The sequence below is a fragment of the Bartonella sp. AA56HLJMS genome, from assembly GCF_042197145.1.
GTDB lineage: Bacteria > Pseudomonadota > Alphaproteobacteria > Rhizobiales > Rhizobiaceae > Bartonella.
Genome location: NZ_JBHIRL010000015.1, coordinates 1 through 25582, shown reverse-complemented (window position 1 = coordinate 25582; position 25582 = coordinate 1). Strand labels below are relative to the sequence as shown.

Here is a 25582-nt window from a genome sequence, read left to right as displayed (position 1 = left end):
AAAGCAAATGCTAAAAAGACTAAAAGGTAGTTTGTGTTTTTATATCAGAAAATAATTTAAGAAATTGAATCATAATTTTTTCACAGGAAATAAATATGTTTACAGATAAGAAGAGAAAAGCCTTGTTTGGCGTTATAATTTTTATATTTGTATGTTTTTTAGGAATAAGAAAAAATCTTGACTTTATTCAGGGTATTTTGACATTCGCGTCTATTTCTTTGGTGATCGTAACAACTGTTTTTGCAATTTTATGCAATTCTAATATCCCTTCTGAGTTGCAAAACAACCCACAATATAAATGCGGCAATACAACAGGTTGGAAGAAATTAACATGTGAGTTACATCAGTATATGCACAGTCTCCTAAAGTTAATAATTTTAGCGCTTGTCGTTTTAATTTTCCCAAGTAGTTATAAAGAAACTGTTTCTTTGCCTGTCATTTCTAAGTACGTGGAGCACAAGTTTTCTTTTTCATTGGATACCATACTTTGGTACTTAGATATTGCTCTTGGATATTCAAATATTATAATTTGGTACTTTTTTTTATTCTGTGTATTCTTCCTTATGTTGCGTACACGCAGTTTAATAAATATATCTATTTACACGCTACAGTGCTCTATTAAATAGATACAGTAAAACTTACGATTTCATGCTTTAATTTTTCTTTTATATGACCTTCATTATACATACCATTATCATTTTTACTCGTTTTAATAGCAAATTTATGTTGAAAAGTTTCAGTATTAAATATTATATCAAAATTATTATGTGTCTTTCCAACAAAACTTATGTTTTTAAATGCTGGATTTAATTTATATTTTTTAAAAAGATTCAAAAAATAATTCTTTAAATTATTTTTTCTTTAAATTTGATACCCAAGTCAAGTTCCATTTCAGAATAATCATCCGTGGGAAATTCACCCAACAAAAGTTTAGCCATCTTTAGCAAGTTGTCTTCTGATTGCATTGCAAAAAAATCTAGTTGTTTTGGTTGTGTATATTTCAGTTTTATTTCTTTAATTAAAAGCAATTTTTTTTCGAACTCTTCCTTACCAACAATATCAGGTGAGATATCAATCGTTTTCGGAGGAAAAGATTTTTTGTAGTGTAGCTGCAAGAATTTGTTTAACTCTTTATTTGAAGAAAAAAGAGTTAACTCTATAGGAATCAAAATTCCAAAATATTGCTTATTCTGTTCAACATATTTTCTAGGACGTGGGTTAGGAATATTCTGAAAGTCATTTTCAGAATCAATCACTTGGGGATTATAAGGACTATTTTCTCCCGTTAAAACATAAATCCAATAGCAGATCTTCGAGTTCACAGAAAACTTTTCAATTATTAAGGTAACACATTGATTATCACGGTTAAAACGGTATCTTCCTTCCTCTAAAAATTTATCAGCATCATTGATATTAACTAATTCTGAGGCTGGATCTATTTTATATTTATAAGAAAGAAAGTTAAGGGTATTCATAAAATTAACATAATTACAATGTCTATAGTCTTATCGGGTGGTAGATGTTGCCTAAGTTATCTTAGTGACTATGTGAGTGTAGTGTATCGCAAATATACTGGGTCATTTAGAATCGTTTGGCTGAAAATTAAGGCTATAAAATTTTAATTGCAAAAGCAATACGAACTTTAGAGAACTCTGCAGTGAGAGCTAGTTAGATTTTTAGAATATGGGCTCCCCCTTCCCTGCTTTTAAGTGGAGGAGAAATCAGTGCATTGAACAAAGCATGGCATCACGTAAAATGGCGTTAATCCGCGTTTGATATCCTTTCCCTTGACTTTTAAAGTCACGCTAGTACGTCTGAATCCACACGCACAGTTGTGACAGTTTTCATGGGTTTACAGAATGGATTGAAAACGGCGTCTTTCCAGAACTCATCATTGAGTGACAGAATATCTCTATGATCAATTGCACTATCCGACATTACAGCCAATTTATCAATTTCAACTCTCTGTTCATCTGTCAAAGCCGATAAGTTACCTACCTCGATTTTATAACGAACTTTCTTCTTTATAACGTTTCTTTTCTTTCGAGTTGGCTCTCTGTGCTGAAATAATACGGATTACCTCTATGCCATCTTTATCGTCATGGACAGTATGCACTACGAATAGTAATAAAAAAACTCCACAAGCACTAAAGCTTGCTAACCATACTCTCCATTTTCAACACGGTCTTGTTTAGCTATGGAGAATAGATCAGAAAAAACATATGCAGCTATTTCAAAACTTTACACGGTGCTTTCTAAGATTACTTTTTGTTTTAGCTTCATTCCATTCAAATCTCATTTTTATACCTTATATTAATACATTTATAAGGGTATTATATACATCAAGAGTTTTAGATGAACACTTAATTATCCATGTTTTTGTACAATTAATATAATTTAAAAATTAGTGATTAATTAACTAAAAATATTAAAAAAATAATAAATTATTCTAAGGCTTTATGCATATAATATGCAAATCGAATAAAACTTACAAGCATGTTGAATAAAATGATATTAATTGGCTATTTGAGAGCTGCTCCTGAAAGAAAAAAGAATTTTGGTGCCGCAACATTCAATTTTTGTATGGCTACCTCTGAGAGCTATGCAAATAAAAATACCAATAAAAAAGTAAACAAAACAGAATGATATTCCGTAGTGCTTTTTAATCTACATACATTTGGAAAAACTTGTTCTTCAGTACAAAACTGCCCCTTTTTCCGAATGAATGAGAGGAACGGTTTTTTTAATGGTCAACGCTACAAAGGATGTAATCAGCACTTTCAAGAAACCACTAACAAAAAAACCTAATGAACTTATTAAAACTGTCAGCAAAGGGACCTGTGTCATATAAGCCACCCATGGTATTCCAAAAGAATAGACTATCCCAATGCCACCCACGGTATTTATCACAAATAATATTATAAAATTTAACCGGTGCCAAAATAATTCTACCATAAAGCCAATAAAAAATGCAGCAAATGGAAAACTAATCAGATAACCACTCGTAACTCCTGAAAAAACACTAATTCCACCACGACCACTAGGCAATAGAGGTAACCCAATCGCAATAAGAACAAGGAAAAGAAGTGATGCTAAAGCTCCCCTTTTCGCTCCAAGTATAGAGCCTGCTAACATCGGAGCCATAGACTGAGCTGTAATAGGGACACCCAGCAAAAAAGGAAGATAAATAGGAGGAAAAAGACTCAAAACAGCGTAAATAGCGGCAAATAAAGCAATATAAACTAAATCTTTTGTATTCACTGAATTATTCCTTCACTAGGGAAAAGCTTTCGTTATTGTTGTATAATTAATAAAAAGTATCATATTTATAAAAGTACACTTTAAATGCCTTAGATATAGAGAAAAATACTATAATAATTTATTTTAATAACATCACTTATATGAATCATATTAGATTCTACAATGTTTAATTACATCATAAATTACTATATTTAAATTCAATAATAGTGATATATGAATATTATATAATAACAATATAACAAAATAATACATTTATTTTAGTTATTATGCTTTGAATGAATGAGAGGAACAGATCTTTTAATCGCGAGTGCAATAAAGGATGCAATCAACACTTTTAAACAATCGCCTATCAAAAAAACTGATGAAGCCATTAAAACCTTCAGTAAAGAAACTTTGATCATATACGCTGTCCATGGAACACCAAAAGAATAAACTATCCCAATGCCACCAAAAGTATTTATCATAAATAATGTTATAAAATTTAACCGCTGCCAAAACAACTCTACCATTAAACCAATAAAAAATGCGGCAAATGGAAAACCTATTAAATAACCACTTGCAATTCCTGAAAAGACACTGATCCCACCGCGACCACCAGGCAACAGAGGTAATCCAATCAAAACAAGAAAAAGAAAAAGGAGTGACGCTAAAGCACCCCTTTTTGCCCCAAGAATAGACCCTGCTAGCATCGGTCCCATCGATTGAGCTGTAATAGGTACCCCTAGAAGAAAAGGAAGATAAATAGAAGGAAAAAGGCCCAAAATAGCATAAATAGCGGCGAATAAAGCAATATAAACTAAATCTTTTGTATTCATTTAATTCTTCTTTTTTTTACTATAAAAACTCTGATTATTACGAGATGCTGTATCAATAGTATCAGCATCATAAGAACGCGCTTCCAATGCTTCAGCCACTTCTGACGCCATTCTTATAGTCCGTATAATTAAAGGTATTGCAAGAGCGACAATGTTAGTATTAAGTCCTCGTGCTTGCTGTGCTTCATGTACCTCATTAAACTTTTCACTCAAAAGAGGAATAAACCTGATCGCCATAGAGATAACCATACTCACTTTTGATGGATTTATACCAAAACAACGAAAGGGCTGGAGGCCTGCTTCAATTGCATCCACCATATCTGACACTTTTGTTGTGAATGAAATAACTGATGATAAAGAAAAGAGGATAACAAGACGTAATATGACCTCAACCCCCGTAAGCCAACCGCTAAAAATAGTTTGAAATACAAATAGAAGAACTAAAAGCAATCCCATCGATTTAAATTGCTTTATCACAGTTTTGAAAGGGATCTTGGCGACTCTATAGAATAAGATGACAAACAACAAAAATAAACCAAGAAGCGCTATGGAAGAAACCATTATTATAAAAGTTCCACTGGCCGTAAGAAATAATAACTTAACTCCAGGACTTAACCTATGAATAAATGTATCCCTCGGAATATATAAACCGATCATGACATTCTTCTTATATACTCCTTTATAGCAACAAAAGGTACTTCATCAATTGCTATCTCCCCCTTATCAAAAACCAGTACTCTATCAAACTTTTTCAAAAACTCTAAATCATGCGATACAACTATTGCCGTTTGTGGTAATTCTTCTATCACTTGCGTAACGCGATGCTTATTTCGCAAATCAAGTAATGTCGTCGGCTCATCAAAAATAATGTAGTCTGGTTTCATTGCAACTACACTAGAAATAGCAACGAGTTGTTTTTGCCCACCACTTAATAAATGGACAGCGTGATTTCTGAAATCTTGAAGTTCATAGCGCTGTAAAATTTCATCTACACGCTCCTTAATTTCATCTTTATTAAGCTTTAAATTTTTGAGACCAAAGGATAAGTCCTCTTCAACTAATGGTAAAACAATCTGATTATCGGGATTTTGAAAAACAAATCCAACTTTACGCTTTACTGCTTTTGCATCGCGTTTGGTATCAAGCCCATCAACGCTTACAAAACCATGAGATGGTAATTGGAGCCCATTAATAAGGCGAACAAATGTACTTTTTCCAGAACCATTCGCACCTATAATAGCAACTCGTCTTTCGGTAAGCTGTACAGTAATATTTCTTAAAACACACAAATCACCAAAAACTTGTGTTACCTCATCAAATTTTATAATCCCCAAGGCTTATTCCAATCAATCCCTTTTATTAGCTCTTCTTTCTCTATCGCTTCAGTTTATAACCTAAAAGTAATAACAAGCACCATAGAGGAATAATAATGACTGCCAAACTCATATCAGGCATCTGTACAGGAATATATGCTTCAAGGAAAGGCACGCTTATTCCTATCATATCAAAAAGTCGAGTCATCAATCCATTTTTCCCAAAACCACTGACAAACATAATGCAAAATAATAAAGCAAGAAAGCAGAGGCAAAGATAGTTAGCGTAAGGATATAAACCAAACGCATAAATAAAATCGCCCTTTCTGTTCTTATGGGCATTGCGAAATTTCAAATGAACAATAACAATAATAGCCCAAGTAATCACTGCTGCTGCAGTTGCAAGAGCCATGATCCGCATGAAACTATTATCAGGAATAAGAGCATTAACAACGACAATCAACGCCGTACATAATGATGAAAAAAGGATAGCAATATAAGGAATACGAGCAGCACTCAGTTTACTAAAAATATGTGGTGCATTTTTTTGTACAGCTAAACTATAAAGCATACGGCCATTAGAATAAATGCCACTATTGTAAACAGAAATAGCAGCCATAATCACCACAAAATTCAAAATATGACCAGCAGCAGGAATTCCTATAGTCTCGAAAATTGTGACAAAAGGACTACCATTTTTTCCAATCATATTCCAAGGGCTGATTATCATAATAATGCTGATAGAACCAATATAAAAAATTATAATCCTCCACATAACTTGACGAATAGCCGCTGGAATTGTTTTTTGTGGATTAGATGCCTCTCCAGCAGCAATACCAATAAGCTCCGTTCCTCCAAAAGAAAACATTACTACAGAAGTTGCTAAAACAACCCCTACTGCTCCATAAGGGAAAAAACCGCCATGGTCCCAAAGATAATGAATATTCGCTTGATTTTCCCCTAGTCCAGTGACAATGAGAAAAATTCCAAAAATAATCATACCAATAACAGCAGCCACTTTGATCAAAGCGCAAGCAAATTCAAATTCTCCATAAAAACGAACATTAAACAAATTAACAAATGTAACAAATAAAAGAACAATGAAAGATGTCTTCCAATGATCAATCAAAATCCAATGATCAAGGTAAAACCCTATCACTGTAAGTTCAGCCATGCTCACAAGAATATAAAGAAACCAATAATTCCAACCTGTTATGAAACCAGCTAATCTCCCCCAATATTTATAAGCAAAAAAACTAAATGCTCCTGAAGACGGTTCTTCTACTGACATTTCACCAAGCATTCGCATAATGAAATACATAATAAGCCCGCCTACAAGATAAGATAAAATAACTGAGGGACCAGCTAATTGAATTGCCTCGGTTGACCCATAAAAAAGTCCTGTCCCAATAACCCCACCCAAAGCAATCATTTGAATATGGCGATTTTGAAGGCTACGCTTCAATTCCTCGTGCTTTTTTTCAGACATCATGCCTCACTACTTTTGTTGAACTTAACCTCAACTTTTATTGAAAAATTAGGCACCTCTTTCAAAAAACACAAAACAAACGTAAACTTATTTTCTTATCATAATGCAACTCCTTATTTTTTTGTGCATTATACGTATGTCCCGTTGAAGTTTTAAGAAAAAATATGCTCCACCCTTTATTTAAATTAATGTCCTTCATTTTCGTTACACTAACCATTATAGCATTGGTCATTGATAACGCACACTCTGTAATCACATCACATTGGACAACAACCCCCTTTAATAAAATTTTAACAAGCCTTCTGCAAACAGATATCTATCACCTTAATCAATCTCTATGCAAGGTAATGCCTGATTTTCTGTCCTCAATTTGCATTACTCTCACTTATTTACCCGCATGGTCTATCTTTGGTGCTTTAGCAATAGTATTTTGTATCTTAAATTACGAAAAACAAAAGCCTTTTCACAAAATATCATATACATATAACGAAGAGTACATTTGATCTTTAAAAAAACTTCTAGAGCCCTCTGTACTATAACATAATCGATGTCGCTTAAAACCCCTCACTCTATTAAAACAACTGAAGATCACTTGATCATCAGAAAAAATTAAAACGCTTCATTATAAATATAGGCGCTCACTTATGATTTCTATAGATAACGATAACATCACTTTATTTGTATCAATTTAAAAAAAATTAGCGAATAAATCTACCTCCCATCTATAAGAAAACTCTGTACAGAAAAAACTTAAAATATTGCAGTTCATATATTTTTCTATAGCTGCTTATTTAATACTCTACAAAAACTTTTCTTAATTTTCGTACTAGAAACCCCACATAAAAAAACGTCTTCTAATATCAGCTCTCCTTATAAGATTGGAACTTATTAAAATTAATGAAGAAGCTTATAAAAATTATTCTACAAGTCTAACAAAATGCGTGAAATAAAGACTTATCTGTAAATAATTGCAATTGTGATAAAAAATATTTCGCACCTTCTCCCTATTGAGAAAATGGTAAGATAACAGCTTCAGTAACACTCTAGTTCTTTTAAATCTGAAAATCGTCTCGCTAAAATATCAACTTTTTTAGATATCTCATCCAAACTTTTCCATTGATTAGTTACCTCTCGAGAAAGTTCCTCAATGAATTTTTCTTGGTAAGCTAGCTTCATTTCTAATTCTATCAGCCGATCTTCATCCGACATGATTTTTACTCCCTCTAAAATAAAAAACGTGATTAATTTTATTAATCCTCCTCCCTTTTTCTTCCCATAAAAATGAGAAGTAACTTCTCAACTAATTCTAATCATCTATTTGCACATTATAAAAGGTTTATGATGATCTTTATTTTCCCAATCACTCTATGCAACAAATTTCTTTCTTAAGAATCAGAAAATGTTTTTATCTTTACTAAGTTATCTTGACACCATTTTTCATCCTAAAGATCTACATTCCCATCTTCTTAATTTAAGTGCTATCGTAAATTGAAAAGCATTTTATAGCATTAAGGTCAAAGAATACTTTCCTCTGACTTTTACATAATTCTCCTTCAAATTATTATCATATGTATAAATTATTGAAAAAATGCATTCTTGCTTTTATACGTACTTTTAGCTATTACCCTCAAATTAGTTTTGTCTCATTGACTTACAAACCTATGCCGCATTAGCTCAGTTGGTAGAGCACATCATTCGTAATGATGGGGTCGCTGGTTCGAATCCGGCATGCGGCACCACTTTTTGTATTTAGCGTATTGAAATATATAGATTTTTTCTTTAAACAGCCATTTTCAGACCACCTTTTAGACCACCTTCTACAGTTTATATAATTTTACCTAATTTGTTCTTATTTGCTCCTTATTTTTCTTTGGAGTAAAAGCTAGGATCTCTTTTTTTCTCCATCTCACTGCTCTCCCTAGCTTATATGGCTCCGGAAACAACCCCTGAAGCACCCAATTGCGAATCGTTGTTGTGGATACACTAAAAAGCTGTGCACACTCACGTGTCGTTACATATCTATCTCCATCATCAAATATCATCTCATTACCTTTCTCTTTTTTATATTAATTAAATGGGTGGGAGTGCTGGAAGGCATGTGAAGCACTCCAACTTTTAAAAATTTGCAAGTTTATTTTTTAGATGTGCTTAATTTCATATTTCCAATCAGGCAATTGAGTAAGAGCTAATGCGAGTTGTCCTCTATGACACATGCATACATTGGCTTCAAAACAGGTGATTGCAACGCGCTTTTTGTTTAAAAACATTTTATATAATTTATTTATTGCACAAGAATTATTCTTGAGAGTTGTATTTTGATAATCTTCAAAAAGGCGGTCATAATCTTTTTGTGTTTTCAAATTTCTTCGTTTTTCAGAAGCAATTCCAAGTTCAGGCATATGCATATATTCAATATCAATATTGCTCACAGCTTCCTCTAATTGTCTTTTCGAAAATCCGTGTTTTCTACTTATTGGATTTTTACGAACATCACATAAAGTTTTGATATTGTTTTCTATGAGACAACTAAGATAATTCTCAAGGGACTTACCTTCATAGCCAATGGTAAAAAAACAAAATTCCTCATCTTTAGCAGGCTGTATGATAATATGTTTGGTGTTACACACGTTTAATTTCCTTAGTAAATGGGTGGGGGTGCTGGGAGGAGAGAGCACCCCCATAGGTTTAAGCAGCTTTTGCCAAAATCTTTTGCATCTCTTGTTCTATTTCCCCTAAAAAGATTTCGACCGCTTTATTGATCTCTTCAATGTATTTCTCATCACGGTTGACGCGTTTGATTTTCATTCTCAAACCAGTAGATCTACCTACAAAGTTTGGATTATAGCTCATGAAATGACACCATTTGCGTCCTGTGCACGCCATTTGGAATTGCATCTGTGCGATATATTCAGGCTTGATTTCGTCATATATAAAGAAGCGCAAATGCGTGGTTGATTGTGGGCATTTGACCTCAACTAAGCCGTCCTCTCCAATGAACCCATCAGGACTTGCACCCGCCATTTTCATTTTTGGGTGTTGGATAAACCCGCATCTTGTGACTTCTGCGTCATAAATGAATTCATATTCTCTCAAGGCATTCTCTTCATGTTCAATGCCCCATTGCATAGCTGGTGTTATATAAGATTGGCTTATTCCTTCTATTAGGCGCTCTGTAATGAGTTTGATTTTGTAGTCTTCATATTTGCTGGTAGGCAAGCCTTTAGCTGTCTTACTGAGTACGCTGTAGACATTAGATGCAGTGACTTTACCCAAGCGCGCTTGAAACCACTCTGCTGTCCTTTGTTCCATTTCACACCGCCGTTTCTTGTTGAGTTGGCGCATATTCGATATCTTGTATAGGTGCATCTAATTGCTCTTGTTGTGCTTTATTCATTTGCTTTCGTTGCTTTTTTTTCAAAGAAAACAAAGCGGTTTGTGCTTGTTTAAAAGACATATCTTTTAGATTTTTTACTCCTATGAAAGAGAGAAGCCTACTTTCTTCAGATTGTGTTTTTTTAATTAATTCTTTGATTTCATTCATCTGTTCAGAAGAGATACCCGCAAGAAGTGTTATTCCATCTGTATCGTCTTCTTTTCTTGCAACATTAAGAAGCATGCCTAAGAGATATCTACGTGCGTAGCTTATAGTAGAACCAACCGCTTGTGTGTTATTTTTGCTTCCCGTAGCATCAATGGGAAATGTTCCTTGTGTTGATATTTCATTGCCCGATATATGCTTTAAAGTCATTTCTACAGTTATGTCATTTGAACTCTGGTCTTTGATACGAGAGAACAAGGCAAAGTGATGTTTTGCAAGAGGTTCTTTAATAGCATCAATATATTTATCAAGCGTTGTATAGAGGCTTTTAGTATGTGTATTAATGGCATTTTGTTCGATATTTTTATATTCCACTTGTATAGTAGAAAGATCACGGACAAAGTTTTGACGCTCTTGTCGTTCTATCTCCTTTTCTCGCAATTCAAGAAGACGCTTGAGACGATCCATATCGACATCATTTTCTAAAGCTCTTTCTAAAATAAGCTCCATAGCTGTAGGTTTGATTTCACAATCGTTCGTTTTTTCCACTAATTCCGTTTGTGTGGTACTTAGTTCACTCATCTTGATTTCCTCCTATTTGAGCGCAATTCACCCGTGGCGTGAATCACGCATGTTTTAAAAGTTAGTTGGTTGTTACAATCCTGTTTCTAGAGACTGTGTGATATTGACCACCTCCCCGTCTGAAAAGACGAGGAAATGAAATCTTTTTTAAAACTAAGCGGCTTTCGTAACAGATTTTTCTAAGACCTGTTTTGCTTCTTTAATGAGGGCTTTATATTTTCTGTTTTCTTCATCCACTCTGAAGGCATCAATAAGACGCATATGAATTGGACCCAAAAGATACAAAACTTTTTCACCAGCGTTCATTCCCTCCCAATAGCTTGGCAAATCAAAACGGGTATCACGATCATAATCAACAGATTGGTTTCTTAGTTTTTTCTCACATTCAATAAAGTAACGACGTGCCTGTCGTCCTTTCTTATTACGTTCAACCATAGAAAGCTCTTTCGCCATATCTAAGGTGAGATGATATTCTACTGCTATAGCATTGTTCGCTTCCATTTTTTTGTGGAAGCGAATAAAATCTTGCCTTTCAAGAAAAGAATAAGCAATGATGCGTTTTTTTATCCAAGTAGAGAAATCTTGTTTGCTTTCCAAAAATGCATGCAATTCACGCGCATTAACGGTTTGAACTGTTTCCTGATCAATTGTTTGTTCTGTAATTTTAATAAGAGTGTTCATAATGAACTCCTATGCAGTGAGATATTTTTCATTGACATCCAATAAAGGATGCCGGGTGCTGAAAAACACGGTGCATAGTCCGTCGTTACGCTTTCCCCATAAAGAGTATTGTATAGCGTAACTACACCCGACAAAGTCATTATATGCGTGTAACATACAACGAGTCAAAGCCTTTAATGTGCGGAAAATAAACTGTTTCGGCAATTCATCCGCTATGCATTTAAGGTGTTTTTCAAGCACCTGATTCGACAATAGATATACTGATATTATTTTGTCAATTAAAAAGTTTGAAAATTGACGCAAATAAATCATATCGATTTTATCAGTAAATTCGTATTTTTTTTGCATGGTTACATCCCTTAATTAATGCATGCTTTGTCTTTTAAGCTCTTGAGACAGCACACCAATTCCTTTTGCTGTGACTTTTGCGCAAGGAATGACTTTTTCTATTCCACTTGCGGTTTGAAGTGTGATGGTTGGACAATCCATAAGTTTCTTTTGGATTTTGTCTTGATAAGGAAGCAAATTTCCACCTGCTGCTCGTCTGTAAACCCAACCTTTTTTCTGTAAGAATTGAATGAATTGTTTTGGTTGCATCTCAAGTATTTTAGCGGCTTCTGTAAGACCAAAGAGTCCATCATGGCGCTGTAAGCTTTCAAGAGCCATGGCTTTTGGTGTTAAATCTTCAATGATGGTGTCTTTTTGATCTATTTGACCTTGTAGGTAATTCAAAAAGCCAATCATAGCCTTTGGACTTGAATAGTCGATTTGTGGTGTTACTGCTTGCTTTTCCAATTCTTGCCAACGGTCTATAATCCTAGCGCGTAATGTCATGCTGTAACCCGAAACTAAAATGAGGCATTCACGTTTAGGAAGGTTGTAACAAGGGAGAGTGCGACCAGTTGAATCTTTGTAAAAACCTACAAATTCACTCAGCCCAAATTTGGGCTCAGTACTTTTAGAGTGCAACTCTTCAAGCATTTGCTTAATATCACGCATAACGTGTTTATGTTGTTTACTACACAATTCTGCAATTTCACGACTAGACATGGTTGGAATTGTTGTGTTTTGAAAATTGCTTTCAGATGTTGTAATAAAATTACGCATGCTTCACTCCGTTCGCTGTGACAACATTGTCATTCTGCTTAATTTGCTGTCTTAGATGTCTTAAGAAATCTTCTAATGTTTCAGGATTTGAATAATCGATTTTTGAATTTGCTTTTTTTTCGCATTTCAGAAAATATTCACGCACTTGTTTACCTTTGAGACCAGGTTCACAAATGGCAATGTGTTTTGCTGTGTCTAAAGTGAGAGCATAATCTTTAAAAGGATTTCCACGTGAGGAGTTTGATAATTCTTTAGTAGAAAGTACAAAGTCGACATCTTCTCTAAAGCTAAGTTCTTTAATACAGTTTGTTATCCACTTTCTAAACTCGGTTTTTACCTCTAAAAAGGTATATAAATCACGAGCGCTAATAGTTTGAACCTTTTGATGCTGAATAATATTGTATTGAGTAGCAAGAAGCTTTTCCATTACAGACCTCATATTGGTGGGATTGAAAGGGGCGTCTTTAAAACGCCCTTAGATTTTAAAGCACATCACAAGGACGCAAACGGTGTTGTTGTTCGTAAGTACCGTAAATCTCATCATTATATTTTTCGTCTGCGATCTCGTCTAAAAGTTCTTGGTAAGCATCACTTTCGCGTACAAAGTCATGAACCTCACTATCCTCATGGAGATGTTCGATATTTTCTTTTACATATACTTCTGCGATCTCTTCAGAAATGTCTTCACAATTATTCTCAGAAGGATTGATGCGAAAGATTTGGATTGCATCATCTGCCTCGTCAATAATTTTTAGAACTTGGCTTTCATCCAGTGGTCCCGACCGACCAATGTTTTGATCATCATCATAGACAACTAATAAGATTTCATCAGAATTTATAAGAATTGGATTTTCCATAATTTTTCCTCCCTAACGCCTCTTGGCGATTGTTTGTGCGTGGTTTATATAATTACTTATATAACTATAATTATAAAATAGCAAGCAAAAAATTATAAAAAGTTATATTTTTATAAAAAATATTATAATATCTTGCTGAATAAGAGGGGAGGATAATTAGCGATAAGTCCGAATCATCTTGCTGTAAGAACTTATTGGCAAAATAGCAAATATCTCTCCAACCCACACAATTTTAACATTCTTAATAGGTAAGGCATTCCAAGAAAGCAGATCTATTTCACCATTCATTCCCCTGCTAATCTGCTTTATATATCTTTTATTATCATGTGTTAAAATAACGGCTTCTTTGCCAAAAAAGGATTCTATTGTTTTAATTTGGCGCCGTCTTACGATAACCATATCTCCATCTTTATAGGCTGGTATCATAGAATCTCCTTTAACTTCAAAAGCAACCATATCATCAGGTAAAGCAAAAGGAATTTCTACTTGTTCAAGACCATCTTCAGGGATTTGTTCAAAACTTGGATCTATCTGTGTTCCTGCTCCAATATACCCCATAAGAGGAACAAAAGTTATTAAGTGATTGTCCCCTTTTAGTTCTTTATATAATTCTAAAATGGCATCTCGATTAGAGCCGCGTGGATCAGAATCTTTTAACCACTTAGACACTGAAGCTTGTGTTACGTTTAGCCGTTTGGCTACATCTTCTTGCGTTAAGTTAAATTCGGTCAAAATCTTTTTTAATGTGCTTATGATATTAGATTTATTACTCATACTTCTGCTTACCTTATTTTTTTATCGTTGATAAAGATAAATTTCATTGACTTTATATAACTATAATTATATGAATAAAATAAGACAGAGCTGTAATTGGAGCTTGTAAATGGATCAACGAGAAGATTTTAAGAATTTGACTAAGTCAATACGGGGCAAATTTAATTGGACTCAATCAGAAATGGCGAAAATGCTTGGTGTAACTCAAGCAGCTGTTTGCAAGTGGGAAAAAAGAGGATCTATCTCCGTAATAAATTATCTCAAGCTGCAAAAGTTGAAGGATAGTTCTAGCTCTAGTTCTGCTTTTATTTCCGCTCCTACAGATAGTAATGAACATCAACAGCACCATTCACATTCTTAAAGAAGAAAGATCATGAGAAACGGAATATTGAAGAAGATTTACACCCAGTTTTGTAGATCAATAGGTTGTAATACGAAAATTGAGAATGGAGATAAGTTTGTGAAAGAATTTATACAAATACCGGATCGTGATTGTAGCATAGAAGATCTTATAAAACGACATAGAACTCATACAAAAATTCTTGCAAAACAAGAAGAATGGCATAAGTCACAATTTGATAGTTGGATGAGATGGCATGAAGCAACTCTTGCAGAGCGAGATAAGTCAATTGAACAACAGCAAGTAGTACTTGAAAACCTATCCACTTTAATTAAGCAAAAAAATAAAACGCTGCATAAACAAAGATTAAAATTGGATTTACAGATGAGAGTTATTGATGAATTAAATAATAAAATCAATTATTTAATCAACAAAAAAGAAGAACCCAGATTGACGGATTTTGTTTTTGCAGGAGAAGTTTTTTAATTCTGGTGTCATTAATCCCAAAAATGAGGGTCGTTAATTAAAAGCGGATCTTTGGGATTAACTTCATAATAGGTCTGTTTAATCGCAATAAATTTGTTTGTAAGGTGTTTCTAACGCCCAGAAATAATCAGTGATTAATTCATCTGGATTTTCGGGTGAAGTGTATTCAAGAGTACAATTCACAATGTTGTGAGCATTGTATTCAGATTCGCTTATGCTTAATTGGAAGTAAAGAACAATGCACTCACTAGCAGTTATACGAAATAAATCTAAAGTAAACGATAATGTAGCATTCGATTTGACCTCTTTGGGATCTAAAGAAATGCGTTTGGGTGTTGTTCTCTTAATGACGGTAGGACCTTTTTCTTTTGATAGATCAGACCGCCACTTATCAGACCTCCCCTCATCAAATCGACAAGCATCTTCAAGAAATTCAAAGGAGCAGTGTTCCGTTATTTGTATGTTTTTTATTAAAATATCTTTTTTTGTTAGATTTCTAACCTTCAATATGAGCTCAGCGTATAAGAGACCACTTTTTTGGCCTGTTATATCGGTGCACGCTTCCCACTCTAGGTATCTCCTTGAAGGGGGTAACAAAATTCTAATATTTTCTTCTGACCATTTGGCAAGATCTTTTATCGATTTCGCTTGCTCTTTAAGGGCTATCGTCTGTTCCTGGCTTTCTGCAAATTGCTTGCTTATCCATTCTCTATCTTCTTCTCGTTTTTTTGCAGCTTTTTCTAAATCATCTTTCCGGATTTTGGCTGCTTCTTTACGGTCTTTATTTCTTAAAATAAGCGCTACAGAAAGCGACACAGCAAATGACACAAAACCTGTAAGAAATATCTTTATCCATTCTTGCATCTTTCCCCTCCCCACTTTTTTAGAATCGTTGGGAGGATACTTTTTCATAAACATTTTTTCAAGACAGGCAATCACAACACGCTCTGTCATAGCAAACATATAAATACGTAGAGCCTTAAGGGGGGATTATGATCACTAACGCACAAACCATTTTATGTCTTGATCTAGGGACCAAGACAGGCTGGGCAATATGTGCAAAAGGGCATACGCCTAAAGACGACAACGAAGCAGATGCTTTAGCAATTTTATATTTAATGAAAGAAGGGGAAACCACTAATGTCAAATAAAAACCAATGGATAAAAATTAATGTAGAAAAATGGCTTCTTGATCTCGCTGATTTACCTCCTACTGAAGGCAATATTTACATGAGGTTGCGATTAAAAATGTTATACACTGGGAAGCCTCTTACAAACAATTTACGAGCCTTGTCCTCATTAGCTCGCTGTTCAATTGACGAGCTTGATGATGCGCTAGATCTCTTAGCTGAAACTGGACACATCTTTCTTTTTGACGACAACCACATCTGGAGTCCAGATGTTGAAGAAGAGCTGAAGAACAACAATCAACAATCAGAAATCGCATGGCATAAGCACAGGGAGGACAAAGAGAATGTCCAGTAAATTACCGTGGACGAGGCTTTTTGCAGATAGGTGGGCAGTAGTTGTCGATTATTTACCTCCTGTAGAAGGTAATATCTATATGAGATTGCGGTTTCGCATGCTTCGTACTGGTGAACCTCTTTTTTGTAACATTAAAGTTTTGTCTCATTACACTGGTTATTCAGTAAAGAAATTTGAGACAGCTTTGAATGTTTTGCTAGAAGAAGGATATATTATTCGTTTAGCAGATGGTCGTTTATGGAATCTCGATGTTGAAGAAGAATTAAAAAATTGCAATGAGAATTTAAATAAACTTTCAGAAAAAGCTATAAAAGCTGCGAATACTAAGAGAAAAAAACATAAAGATGACTCATCAAAAGACCATGATGATGTCATGATGATGTCATCACGAGGTCATGATGACATCATGATGAAACACATTAACATAAACAATAACATATATAATAAAAAAACTAATACTATCGTATTAGCAAAAAAAGAAATTGGTTCTGAAAGTTTAGAAACAAACGATTTGGTTGACGAGCCAACAGAGGTTGCTGCTGTTGAAACCACATCAGAGCAAATCACAACCTCATCAGACAACCAACCTCCCATTCACGAGCAAGAAAACGTTCCTAAGAAAGCAAAACGAGCGAAAGCTAATCGCGGTTGTCGATTGCCAGATGATTTCAAACCTAATTTGCAATACGCAATCGATAAAGGCTTAACCCATGATGAGGCGCTGTTAGAAGTCGAACGGTTCACAAATTACTGGATAGCAAACCCAGGTAAAAATGCAAACAAACGAGATTGGCAAAGGACTTGGTACAATTGGGTCACAAGCCCTATCGGAACGCTAGCAAAGAAAAAAGCAAGATTAGAACAGGAAAAACGGTTAGGTGGTTATCATGGAAAATTCACTCAGAAAACTTTCACAGAACAGCTTGCAGAAGGCTTCAACGAACTCAGAGATCATCTCTCATCTGGAGAAGATTATGGAAATGATCAGTCCGGGGTATCCATTGACGCTGAAAGCTGGGAATACATTGACGAAACAGGAGGAAGAGCAAACCTTAGATGCTTGCAATCTTCTACAAGCGTTGCTCTCTGTGAAAGCTTCAGTTAAGCAAATTGAGCAAGCTTCTTTCCTACTCTCAAGCATGAGAGTCCCTGCGAATACAGACTCTAAAGCCGTCGTTTTATCCTATGGCATGATGCTGGACCGCATTTCGTCATATGCTCTGAAAAAGGGCGTCGAAGATATCGTAACTGGTCAAGCAATTGGGATATCAAAAACATTCATGCCAACCTGTGGAGAGCTTTTAGCTTACTGCCAGACACTAGAAAATACCCTTCTTTCAAAAGCCGAAAGTGTACGTAGAGCAATTGAAAACACATGTGAGAAAACACTCAAAGAAAAAATAGCGAAAGAGCATTTTAGACCACTAACGCTTGTTCACAAGCAAGAGCTTGAAGAAACTTTAAATGGCATTGGTGGGATAATGAAACGCTTTGGTCCACAGCAAACTAGTGAAAAGTGCTGATCATTTTGGGATTGGATATGTATTTAAATCGACAAAAAGGTACCGTACAAAGCGATTTAAAGATTTTACGATGAAAACCACGTCTGTAATACAAAACGCTCTGTACGGTCAAATTTGAGGCAAATAGACCAATTGGTAAAATTAGGATTAAAGCATGTTCATTTTTAAACATTTATTCTTAAAAAAGCGTAAACAACCCATGCAAAAAGAGTTTGTTGCAACAGCTGTTGGTTATGTTCCTTGGGGAGACGGAGCAGAGGAGTATTTTTACAACCTCTACGAATATGAAGACGGCACAAGAGAGTGTGAAAAGTTTGATGGTGGTCAGTATTACAAAACACCTAAGAATGCGGATTTCAGTACCAAAGCGCAAGTAAAAGCATGGGTTTACGGTGGGAATATTCCGAAAAGCGTTCTCAATTACGAACCTCTTATAGACGAGATCAACAGAGAGATCAAAAAATTTTCAGAAGCTTCTGAAAAAACAATGATTAGATGCTAACTCATATCAGGAACAACTTGACAAATTTTTAAAAGCCATTAGGTTACGAAGCAGGCTTAAAACACCTGTAACCAATCGGTTCAATAGTATCCCGAAAGATCTGTTGCCCATCATAAGAAATTTTGTCCAGGGTCTTCACATGTATGTCCAAGGGTAACCTAAAGATGTGAAGGACTGAATTGGTTCGGTTGTTTTAGCCCTGGATACTTAAACTTTTAAAACAAAGGAACCAATATTATGAACACTCTTATTAAAATATCAGAAAAAATTATTGAACAAGAAATTGTGCAAACGGTCAATGCTCGTGAGTTACACGCATTCATGGAAATAGGAAAACGTTTCGCTACTTGGATTACGGATCGTATTAATCAATATACATTTGAAGAAGGTAAAGACTTCATAAAAACACAAGATTTGCGGTTCCCAAAATTGGGAAGCGCAAAATCTAGAGCTGTTACAGTAATAGAATACCATCTCACTTTAGATATGGCAAAAGAGCTTTCCATGGTTGAACGCAACGAGAAAGGCAGACAAGCTCGTCGTTACTTTATCGAGTGTGAAAAAAAGTTAAAAAGCCAATCTGTTGATAATGACCGTGATACACGCTTTGATTTTCCAAAAGATTGGGATAAAATGTCTCCAACTAAAAAGGCTGTTTACATTTATGGCCCTCTCCACATGCATCTTGTTAAAGCCTTTACATTGGTAGAAGAAAGCAAACAGTATAAAACACTCATTGAAGAAGCAAAACAGGTTTTAGAAAAATCTGTTGTAAAAGCTGCTTAGATTTAAAAACATGATTTTATCTTCTCGTCTTCAAAGGCGAGGAGATAGTTAAGCCGCGTTTTTTATTGTAATAACGACTTGCTTGCCGAGAACACTCAGTGCTTGCTCTAAAGTTTGAAGCTTAGTTGGATAATTGGGGTCAAGAATGCGTCTTGCTTCTGTTTCTTTTTTACCCAAACGATGTGCCAATTCTGTTTTTGTAATATTCGCTTCATTAAAGGCTTCTACCACTGCGAGCTTAAGAGCATTCCACGCATCTACCGTAACTTCTACAAGGTCTTTGTACTGCCGTGGTGTAGGCAAAGGCAGACCGCGCATAGAATAGCTCCGTAATGCCAACCCTAAAGCTTCAACAGCATTCTCTAATGCCTCTACTCTATTTTCTCCAGCTGTTATTGCTTCAGGTACATCTGGAAAAGTCACAATAAAACCACCATCCGGATCAGTTTCAAATTTTGCTTGATACGTATATTCCATGTTTAGGTCTCCTCACTATGATCAAAATGTTTTTGAAACGAAAAATTAAAAACGTATGAAATACGAGTTTCATATTCCCAATTGTTTTTTTATTATCTTCACGTAAAGTGGCGTTAATTCACCCGATTTTATAACGGTTGTCTTGTCTCCAAAAGTTACCAAATAATGTGACCCTTTGCCTGCATCAGGAGCTTCACTGTAATGAATGCCTCTTTTTCTGGCTTCTTTACGTAATTCTCTAAGCAGTGCTTCTCGTTTCATTTAGCCTCCCCCTTTTTTCATAAAATGAATATCGCACAAAAAGGTTCGATAGTCAACAATAAATCGAACAAAAAAGTTTGATACAGACTCTTAATGAAAGGATATTTATTGAAAAGTTAAAAGCAGAAATAAGAAAGCCATGCCATTTGTGTGACATGGTTTTTTGATAAATAATTTGTCAAACAATATTATAATGTAATACTTAAAAAACTGTTATTAATAAACTGAAATAATTGTATAAATATGCAAATTATGCTAAGATTTTTCATGTATAAATTGCTAATCTAATGGGGCTACAAATATGCTAAATAAAGTGACGTTAATCTGGCGCCTTGGTGCCAATCCCGAAAGCAAAACAATGAATTCTGGAGCAGAAATAGTCAATTTTAGTATAGCGACTTCTGAGAGCTATACAGATAAAAAAACCAATCAAAAAGTAGAGAAAACAGAATGGCATTCCGTGGTGATTTTTAATCCACATTTGGCAAAAATTGCACTTCAGTATCTAAACAAAGGTTCAAAGGTTTACATAGAAGGAAAATTACAGACACGCAAATGGCAAGATAAAAATGGGCATGACCGTTACACAACAGAGATTGTCTTACCACAATTCAAAGGTGAATTGTATTTGCTTGATGCAAAGAAAGATCAATCGGCATCCCCTACCCCTTCACCCATTACTTCTCAAAATTATGCTATTGCCTCAGGTGCTGATAATTATGGTGCATCTCTTAATGATGGCGTCCCATTCTGATTGAAAAAATATGGCTAAAAGAAAAAAACATGCAAAACGTGGACGTCCTCGTATTAATGGATGTATCAGAGAACCCAATGGTCGTATTTCACGGACAAAAATGCCTCATAATCCCATTGACAAATTGGCAATAGAAATACGTGCCAAACGCTTTGGCTTGACCATAGAAGAGGCTAAAAATCCGCTTTCCGGTACCTATATCGGGCGGCTTTATCTGCAAGGTGTGATTAATCAAGACCAATATGATGCTGCACAAAAATATCTTGAAGTGAGAAATAATTATCTCTGTGCAAAAGCCTTACCAAATGCAATTTATGATGACTTTACTCCATCTTTAAATGAAGAGGCAAAAAAACAATGGATTGAAAAAACTACTCATTACTATGAAGCAATGAAAGAGGTGCTAAAAGAAGCACAATGCCTTTATAGACAGCACAACCTTTATGCCGCGCTACAGTATCTTGTTAGTGAAGATCAATCACTGCCACATCTTGTCGGTTCGCTGTATGTTGCTCTGAATGCACTTCATAAACATTTTATACAAAACCGCTAAATTTTAAGCAGCATTTTGAACATTGATAGTGATCTCTTTTCCAAGAGCAATGAGAGTGGATTCTAAAGCATCTAATTTTGTTGCGTGGTTTAAATCCAATAATCGGTCAATTTGTATTGGGTGAAGTTTTAAAAGACGCACGAGATCAGCTTTGCGTAAATTCTTTTCAACCATAGCGTTGTGTATTGCAATTTTTAAAATAACTAATGAAGATACTTCAACAAAAGGATAGGCAGCATCACGAGCTCCAAAAGGGACCACTTCTCGATCTTGGAAACGCCCCATAATAACTGTTAAAAGGGCATTTTTAGCGTGTTCCAAAGCCTCTTTTTCGTCGTTACCATAGGTAATAAATTCTTGAAAGTCTTTGGAAACGACAAGAAGAGTATCATTGTCATCTTTGATAAACTTAAGTGCATATTTCATTTACATCTCCATATTCAGACTTACCTTAGGTCAAGATCTTTAAGAATCTTTTGAACTAATCCCGTTCCTAATTCTTTCCGCGTACCATGCATAGGTAAAACGGATTTTTTAGAACCACGTTTTACAAGCAAATGGCCACCTTTCCCTGAGGTAAAACTGCAACCATGTTTCGCAAGATATCTTTTTAATTCTTGACTGTTCATAAATATAATATAACATCTAAAATGTTTAAACACAACATAAATGTTGTTATTTGTATAAAATTAAAGATTGGCTTTTAAAATACTAAGTTTTGATCAAAAAAATTAAAAATACACAATATCGTGATTTTTCTATTGACAATACGTGAAAAATCGTATTTAGTGGCAGTACGGCACTGGTTGTATTGCGTCTAAAATTCAAAAATATCCCCTAAAATTTGATAAAATCTTAAGCTTTCAAGAGGGCTTAAAGTACTGTTTTTATTGATAAAACAGACTAATCTATTTTGCACATATCAAACGCCATTCAGTAACCAATGATGTCATTAATTCATTGCCTCAAAAGGAGCGAAGATGAAAGCAATCATCACCAAGCCAATGTGTGTTGTTGGCGATAATAAAAGCACTGTTCGTTTTGAAACTTCAACTCCCAATAATCCATTTGTTGAGATTTCCAATCAAGTCTACGCACGTCTCAAGCGTGCAAATGCCGCTAAACCTTTTGTTGATGTTAAAACAAAAATAAAGCCTGACAAGGAAGTTGAACAAATTAAACAGATAGAACAAGAAGCCGTACAAACATCGTCTGAACCAGTGACAGAGGAAATTCCACTCGAACAGCCAAAAGCATCTAAAGCTTCCAAGTCACCTACCCCAAAAAAGGCTTAGAAGTTGAAATTAATCATCCACCAAAAATGGTATCTTCAACAGGTGAAGGATACCTTCACCAGTCTTCAAGCACCACGCCTTAATTGGGCTCTGCGTAATGCTCTAAACACTGCAGCAAAACAAGTTGAACGCTTTACTGAAAAGCAAGTTGCAGACATCTCATCAGCCCAAATAAAGCGTATAAGAAGAGGTGTTTATATTAAAGAAAAGGCGACAGCAAGGTTTCTTGAGACAGATATCATTGGTTCTGGAACACCAATACCTCTTAAATTTTTTAAAGTAAACGAAACAAAACGCGGCGTAACTTACACACTGTTTGGAAAGAAAGAAATCTTACCCCATGGTTTTATCAAGGGAGGCAGTTTTCCAAAGCGTGTTGAATTAAAAAAGCTGAATGGTAATGTATTTCAAAGAGTGGATGGAGATCAATTCCCCATTGCAAAACAAGAAGGACCTTCAATTGCTAAAGTGATGTCCAAGCCAGAGATTGCAAGTGCTATTGCACAATATGCCAATGAAAGATTAACCAAAAACATACAGAGACAACTTTCTCGTCAAGAATACGCTGCTAATAAAAAAGGCTAGATCATGTTCTCAAGCTATGTTTGCTATACACTGAGATTTTCTTTCTTGACAAGATTCACGGAAAACGTATATCGTTAAATTAGGTGCCTAGAAAACACCTTAGATGCATAGCGGATAGATTGCCGAAACAGTTTATTTTCCGCATACTAAAGGCTTTGACTCATTATATGCTACATGCGTATAATAGATCTGTCGGGTGTAGTTATGCTATACAATACCCTTTATGGGAAAAGCGTGACGACGGACTATGCACCGTGTTTTCTAGCACCCGGCATTCTTTGTGGAGTGTCAATAGAAAACCTTTAACTGCATAGGAGTTCATTATGAACACTCTTATTAAAATTACAGAACAAACGATTGATCAAGAAACAGTTCAAGCCGTCAACGCACGCGAATTATATACATTTTTGGAAGTCAATTCTAATTTTAGAGATTGGATAAAAAACCGTATTAAAGAATACGGCTTCCTAGAAAATAAGGACTTTATAAGTTTCGCTAAAATTTTAGCGAAACCCAATGCCTCCCAAGAAAATCAGGACTTTGTGAGTTTTACTCAAAAAAGAGTAAAACCTAAAGGCGGTCGTCCAAGTACAGAATATCACATCACTTTAGACATGGCGAAAGAGCTCTCAATGGTGGAACGTAATGAGAAAGGACGTCAAGCACGCCGTTACTTTATTGAGTGTGAAAAGAAACTAAAAAACCAAGCTGTTGATTATAATAATGATACGCGCTTTGATTTGCCAAGTTATTGGGAAGGTATGAACGCTGGCGAAAAAGTTTTATATCTTTTAGGTCCTATTCATATGCGTCTTCTTGATGCCTTCAGAGTAGATGAAGAGAATAGAAAATATAAAGCCCTCATTAAAGAAGCTAAGCGGGTTTTAGCAACATCTGTTACGAAAGCTGCTTAGTTTTAAAATATGATCTCATCTTCCCTGCTTTCAGAGTGGGGAGGATATTAATTTAAAGAAGATTGCCAATTATGCCTCTCCTATTCCAGAAAAAATACAATAAAATCAATGCAAAAGGTACTTCCCAGCGGGTTGGCTTCGTTGCGGGGCGGACGAGCGCGAACTATCGCTAGCGACAGAATTTTCAAATTGACTGTACATTGTACACATAACACATTGATAAATAACAATTTCAATATGTACACTGTACAGTACGCGATTATTTTTAGATAAAAATTATTTTTATTCTTGACATTGTTGCGTTAATATATATTTTCGAATTAGGTGCCTAAGAAACACCTTAAACCAATAGCGGATGGATTGCCGAAACAATCTATCTTCTGAGCATTAAAGATTTTGACTCATTATATGCTGTAGCGTATAAAGATCTTGTCGGGTGTGGTTACGCTATACAATACTCTTTATGGGGAAAGCGTAACGACGGACTATTGGCCGTGTTTCTTAGCGCCCGGCATTCTTCTGGAATGTCAATAAGAAACCTCTAACCAATAGGAGTTCATCATGAACACTCTCATAGAAATTAAAGAACAAATGATTGGACAAGAAACTGTTCAAACTGTTAACGCACGTGAATTATATATGTTCTTAGAAGTCAACTCTAAATTTGCAGATTGGATTGTACGCCGTATTAAAGAATATGGATTTTTGGAAAATCAAGATTATGGTTTTACGTTTCTCAAAAATGAGAAACGTAAAAATGTTATAAGTAAAGAATACCATCTCACTTTAGACATGGCGAAAGAGCTTTCCATGGTTGAACGCAATGAGAAAGGACGACAGGCTCGTCGTTACTTTATTGAGTGTGAAAAGAAACTAAAAAGCCAATCTGTTGATTATTGTGATGATATACGTTTTGCTTTCCCAAAAGATTGGGATAAAATGTCTCCAACTAAAAAGGCTGTTTACATTTATGGACCTCTCCATATGCATCTTGTCAAAGCCTTTACATTGGTAGAAGAAAGCAAACATTATAAAGCTTTAATCAAAGAAGCAAAACAAGTCTTAGAAAGATCTGTCGTGAAAGCTGCTTAGCTTAAGACACATCTCCCCTCCCCGTTCTCAACAATGGGAAGGTGGTTAAGAAGGCAATAAAATTAAGGTGCACTATACCAAGTTGATCGTCCACCACCATGACGTATCAAAA

At 35.1% G+C, this 25582-nt stretch carries 38 protein-coding genes, 1 tRNA gene and 1 pseudogene; 16 read left to right on the top strand and 24 right to left on the bottom strand.

Annotated elements, in window-relative coordinates:
• Positions 1 to 95: 95 nt before the first annotated feature.
• Complete coding sequence (locus tag ACFINI_RS07820; RefSeq protein WP_375647418.1) at positions 96 to 626, top strand: hypothetical protein; 531 nt, start codon at positions 96 to 98, stop codon at positions 624 to 626.
• Here the strand turns inward: ACFINI_RS07820 and ACFINI_RS07815 are convergent.
• The 9 genes and pseudogenes from ACFINI_RS07815 to ACFINI_RS07775 form a co-directional block, all read right to left on the bottom strand.
• Entirely contained in the window at positions 619 to 834 is a 216-nt protein-coding gene (locus ACFINI_RS07815; protein WP_375647413.1) for a hypothetical protein, read from the bottom strand. The two genes, ACFINI_RS07820 and ACFINI_RS07815, sit on opposite strands and share 8 nt — an antisense overlap.
• An 11-nt stretch (positions 835 to 845) precedes the next feature.
• Positions 846 to 1475 carry a hypothetical protein gene (locus ACFINI_RS07810; protein WP_375647409.1) on the bottom strand — a complete coding sequence of 210 codons (630 nt, stop codon included), beginning with the start codon at positions 1473 to 1475 and terminating at the stop codon, positions 846 to 848.
• Between the two features lie 246 nt (positions 1476 to 1721).
• Positions 1722 to 1772: pseudogene (locus tag ACFINI_RS07805) on the bottom strand (hypothetical protein); the annotation flags it as partial.
• A gap of 922 nt (positions 1773 to 2694) precedes the next feature.
• Positions 2695 to 3261: a biotin transporter BioY gene (locus ACFINI_RS07800; RefSeq protein ID WP_375612392.1), complete on the bottom strand. Its 567-nt coding sequence runs from the start codon at positions 3259 to 3261 to the stop codon at positions 2695 to 2697.
• A gap of 257 nt (positions 3262 to 3518) precedes the next feature.
• On the bottom strand, positions 3519 to 4076 hold the full coding sequence (locus tag ACFINI_RS07795) for a biotin transporter BioY (RefSeq protein ID WP_375647406.1): 558 nt from the start codon (positions 4074 to 4076) through the stop codon (positions 3519 to 3521).
• Entirely contained in the window at positions 4077 to 4733 is a 657-nt protein-coding gene (locus ACFINI_RS07790; RefSeq protein ID WP_375647402.1) for an energy-coupling factor transporter transmembrane component T family protein, read from the bottom strand. It lies immediately after the preceding gene.
• Positions 4730 to 5410 (bottom strand): energy-coupling factor ABC transporter ATP-binding protein, encoded by a 681-nt coding sequence (locus ACFINI_RS07785; RefSeq protein ID WP_375612389.1) that lies wholly within the window; start codon positions 5408 to 5410, stop codon positions 4730 to 4732. The genes ACFINI_RS07790 and ACFINI_RS07785 overlap by 4 nt, the downstream gene beginning before the upstream one ends.
• Positions 5411 to 5450: 40 nt before the next feature.
• Entirely contained in the window at positions 5451 to 6878 is a 1428-nt protein-coding gene (locus ACFINI_RS07780; RefSeq protein ID WP_375612396.1) for an amino acid permease, read from the bottom strand.
• Between the two features lie 1032 nt (positions 6879 to 7910).
• Positions 7911 to 8087, bottom strand: a complete 177-nt coding sequence (locus ACFINI_RS07775; RefSeq protein WP_375612388.1) for a SlyX family protein — start codon at positions 8085 to 8087, stop codon at positions 7911 to 7913.
• A 454-nt stretch (positions 8088 to 8541) separates the two neighbouring features.
• Between ACFINI_RS07775 and ACFINI_RS07770 the strand changes: the two genes are divergently transcribed.
• Positions 8542 to 8617 (top strand) — tRNA-Thr (locus ACFINI_RS07770).
• 99 nt (positions 8618 to 8716) lie between these two features.
• Here the strand turns inward: ACFINI_RS07770 and ACFINI_RS07765 are convergent.
• The 10 genes from ACFINI_RS07765 to ACFINI_RS07720 form a co-directional block, all read right to left on the bottom strand.
• Positions 8717 to 8920, bottom strand: a complete 204-nt coding sequence (locus ACFINI_RS07765; protein WP_005865986.1) for an AlpA family transcriptional regulator — start codon at positions 8918 to 8920, stop codon at positions 8717 to 8719.
• Between the two features lie 96 nt (positions 8921 to 9016).
• Complete coding sequence (locus ACFINI_RS07760) at positions 9017 to 9505, bottom strand: DUF488 family protein (RefSeq protein WP_375613983.1); 489 nt, start codon at positions 9503 to 9505, stop codon at positions 9017 to 9019.
• A 58-nt stretch (positions 9506 to 9563) separates the two neighbouring features.
• The gene (locus ACFINI_RS07755; RefSeq protein WP_375613982.1) at positions 9564 to 10187 is read right to left on the bottom strand and encodes a lambda exonuclease family protein; all 624 of its coding nucleotides are present in this window, start codon (positions 10185 to 10187) and stop codon (positions 9564 to 9566) included.
• Between the two features lies 1 nt (position 10188).
• Positions 10189 to 10998: an ERF family protein gene (locus ACFINI_RS07750; RefSeq protein ID WP_375613981.1), complete on the bottom strand. Its 810-nt coding sequence runs from the start codon at positions 10996 to 10998 to the stop codon at positions 10189 to 10191.
• A 153-nt stretch (positions 10999 to 11151) separates the two neighbouring features.
• The gene (locus ACFINI_RS07745) at positions 11152 to 11679 is read right to left on the bottom strand and encodes an antA/AntB antirepressor family protein (RefSeq protein ID WP_375614004.1); all 528 of its coding nucleotides are present in this window, start codon (positions 11677 to 11679) and stop codon (positions 11152 to 11154) included.
• A gap of 9 nt (positions 11680 to 11688) precedes the next feature.
• Positions 11689 to 12027, bottom strand: a complete 339-nt coding sequence (locus ACFINI_RS07740) for a hypothetical protein (RefSeq protein WP_375647398.1) — start codon at positions 12025 to 12027, stop codon at positions 11689 to 11691.
• A gap of 15 nt (positions 12028 to 12042) precedes the next feature.
• The gene (locus ACFINI_RS07735; RefSeq protein ID WP_375647396.1) at positions 12043 to 12786 is read right to left on the bottom strand and encodes a Rha family transcriptional regulator; all 744 of its coding nucleotides are present in this window, start codon (positions 12784 to 12786) and stop codon (positions 12043 to 12045) included.
• Positions 12779 to 13213: an antA/AntB antirepressor family protein gene (locus ACFINI_RS07730; protein ID WP_375627578.1), complete on the bottom strand. Its 435-nt coding sequence runs from the start codon at positions 13211 to 13213 to the stop codon at positions 12779 to 12781. The genes ACFINI_RS07735 and ACFINI_RS07730 overlap by 8 nt, the downstream gene beginning before the upstream one ends.
• Positions 13214 to 13268: 55 nt before the next feature.
• Complete coding sequence (locus ACFINI_RS07725) at positions 13269 to 13643, bottom strand: hypothetical protein (RefSeq protein WP_273790342.1); 375 nt, start codon at positions 13641 to 13643, stop codon at positions 13269 to 13271.
• Between the two features lie 156 nt (positions 13644 to 13799).
• Entirely contained in the window at positions 13800 to 14417 is a 618-nt protein-coding gene (locus tag ACFINI_RS07720) for a S24 family peptidase (RefSeq protein WP_375638755.1), read from the bottom strand.
• A 109-nt stretch (positions 14418 to 14526) separates the two neighbouring features.
• On the opposite strand from ACFINI_RS07720, the gene ACFINI_RS07715 reads away from it, so the two are divergent.
• The gene (locus ACFINI_RS07715; protein ID WP_375647393.1) at positions 14527 to 14778 is read left to right on the top strand and encodes a helix-turn-helix transcriptional regulator; all 252 of its coding nucleotides are present in this window, start codon (positions 14527 to 14529) and stop codon (positions 14776 to 14778) included.
• A 99-nt stretch (positions 14779 to 14877) separates the two neighbouring features.
• Positions 14878 to 15243 carry a hypothetical protein gene (locus ACFINI_RS07710; protein WP_375647389.1) on the top strand — a complete coding sequence of 122 codons (366 nt, stop codon included), beginning with the start codon at positions 14878 to 14880 and terminating at the stop codon, positions 15241 to 15243.
• Between the two features lie 78 nt (positions 15244 to 15321).
• On the opposite strand, the gene ACFINI_RS07705 is transcribed toward ACFINI_RS07710, so the two are convergent.
• Positions 15322 to 16206: a hypothetical protein gene (locus tag ACFINI_RS07705; RefSeq protein ID WP_375647385.1), complete on the bottom strand. Its 885-nt coding sequence runs from the start codon at positions 16204 to 16206 to the stop codon at positions 15322 to 15324.
• Between the two features lie 29 nt (positions 16207 to 16235).
• Between ACFINI_RS07705 and ACFINI_RS07700 the strand changes: the two genes are divergently transcribed.
• The 6 genes from ACFINI_RS07700 (at position 16236) to ACFINI_RS07675 (ending at position 19539) form a co-directional block, all read left to right on the top strand.
• Complete coding sequence (locus tag ACFINI_RS07700; RefSeq protein ID WP_375613935.1) at positions 16236 to 16394, top strand: hypothetical protein; 159 nt, start codon at positions 16236 to 16238, stop codon at positions 16392 to 16394.
• A complete protein-coding gene (locus tag ACFINI_RS07695) occupies positions 16384 to 16728 on the top strand; it encodes a DUF1376 domain-containing protein (RefSeq protein ID WP_375647381.1) in 345 nt (114 codons plus the stop codon). Before ACFINI_RS07700 ends, ACFINI_RS07695 begins: the two co-directional genes overlap by 11 nt.
• Positions 16718 to 17833, top strand: coding sequence for a hypothetical protein (locus ACFINI_RS07690; RefSeq protein ID WP_375647377.1), 1116 nt, complete (start codon positions 16718 to 16720; stop codon positions 17831 to 17833). The genes ACFINI_RS07695 and ACFINI_RS07690 overlap by 11 nt, the downstream gene beginning before the upstream one ends.
• Positions 17817 to 18251: a hypothetical protein gene (locus tag ACFINI_RS07685; protein ID WP_375647373.1), complete on the top strand. Its 435-nt coding sequence runs from the start codon at positions 17817 to 17819 to the stop codon at positions 18249 to 18251. Before ACFINI_RS07690 ends, ACFINI_RS07685 begins: the two co-directional genes overlap by 17 nt.
• A gap of 154 nt (positions 18252 to 18405) precedes the next feature.
• Positions 18406 to 18753, top strand: coding sequence for a hypothetical protein (locus ACFINI_RS07680; protein ID WP_375647369.1), 348 nt, complete (start codon positions 18406 to 18408; stop codon positions 18751 to 18753).
• A gap of 237 nt (positions 18754 to 18990) precedes the next feature.
• Entirely contained in the window at positions 18991 to 19539 is a 549-nt protein-coding gene (locus tag ACFINI_RS07675; protein WP_375633208.1) for an antA/AntB antirepressor family protein, read from the top strand.
• A gap of 48 nt (positions 19540 to 19587) precedes the next feature.
• Here ACFINI_RS07675 and ACFINI_RS07670 read toward each other — a convergent pair whose 3' ends face one another.
• Complete coding sequence (locus ACFINI_RS07670; RefSeq protein WP_375633209.1) at positions 19588 to 20016, bottom strand: type II toxin-antitoxin system HicB family antitoxin; 429 nt, start codon at positions 20014 to 20016, stop codon at positions 19588 to 19590.
• 69 nt (positions 20017 to 20085) lie between these two features.
• Complete coding sequence (locus ACFINI_RS07665) at positions 20086 to 20277, bottom strand: hypothetical protein (RefSeq protein ID WP_126603690.1); 192 nt, start codon at positions 20275 to 20277, stop codon at positions 20086 to 20088.
• A 301-nt stretch (positions 20278 to 20578) separates the two neighbouring features.
• Here ACFINI_RS07665 and ssb point away from each other — a divergent pair, with 301 nt between their 5' ends.
• Both ssb and ACFINI_RS07655 read left to right on the top strand, forming a co-directional pair.
• Positions 20579 to 21031 (top strand): single-stranded DNA-binding protein, encoded by a 453-nt coding sequence (ssb, locus tag ACFINI_RS07660; RefSeq protein WP_375647366.1) that lies wholly within the window; start codon positions 20579 to 20581, stop codon positions 21029 to 21031.
• A gap of 10 nt (positions 21032 to 21041) precedes the next feature.
• Complete coding sequence (locus ACFINI_RS07655) at positions 21042 to 21584, top strand: hypothetical protein (protein WP_375647362.1); 543 nt, start codon at positions 21042 to 21044, stop codon at positions 21582 to 21584.
• 3 nt (positions 21585 to 21587) lie between these two features.
• Here ACFINI_RS07655 and ACFINI_RS07650 read toward each other — a convergent pair whose 3' ends face one another.
• Both ACFINI_RS07650 and ACFINI_RS07645 read right to left on the bottom strand, forming a co-directional pair.
• Positions 21588 to 22010, bottom strand: a complete 423-nt coding sequence (locus ACFINI_RS07650) for a HicB family protein (RefSeq protein WP_100131245.1) — start codon at positions 22008 to 22010, stop codon at positions 21588 to 21590.
• A gap of 20 nt (positions 22011 to 22030) precedes the next feature.
• Complete coding sequence (locus tag ACFINI_RS07645) at positions 22031 to 22213, bottom strand: type II toxin-antitoxin system HicA family toxin (protein WP_375647358.1); 183 nt, start codon at positions 22211 to 22213, stop codon at positions 22031 to 22033.
• Between the two features lie 351 nt (positions 22214 to 22564).
• Here ACFINI_RS07645 and ACFINI_RS07640 point away from each other — a divergent pair, with 351 nt between their 5' ends.
• The 4 genes from ACFINI_RS07640 (at position 22565) to ACFINI_RS07625 (ending at position 25470) form a co-directional block, all read left to right on the top strand.
• Positions 22565 to 22879 carry a hypothetical protein gene (locus tag ACFINI_RS07640; protein WP_375627954.1) on the top strand — a complete coding sequence of 105 codons (315 nt, stop codon included), beginning with the start codon at positions 22565 to 22567 and terminating at the stop codon, positions 22877 to 22879.
• A gap of 3 nt (positions 22880 to 22882) precedes the next feature.
• Positions 22883 to 23464 (top strand): hypothetical protein, encoded by a 582-nt coding sequence (locus ACFINI_RS07635; RefSeq protein ID WP_375647354.1) that lies wholly within the window; start codon positions 22883 to 22885, stop codon positions 23462 to 23464.
• Between the two features lie 323 nt (positions 23465 to 23787).
• The gene (locus ACFINI_RS07630) at positions 23788 to 24378 is read left to right on the top strand and encodes an antA/AntB antirepressor family protein (RefSeq protein ID WP_375647349.1); all 591 of its coding nucleotides are present in this window, start codon (positions 23788 to 23790) and stop codon (positions 24376 to 24378) included.
• 561 nt (positions 24379 to 24939) lie between these two features.
• Positions 24940 to 25470, top strand: coding sequence for an antA/AntB antirepressor family protein (locus ACFINI_RS07625; RefSeq protein ID WP_375629830.1), 531 nt, complete (start codon positions 24940 to 24942; stop codon positions 25468 to 25470).
• The last annotated feature ends 112 nt before the right edge of the window (positions 25471 to 25582 follow it).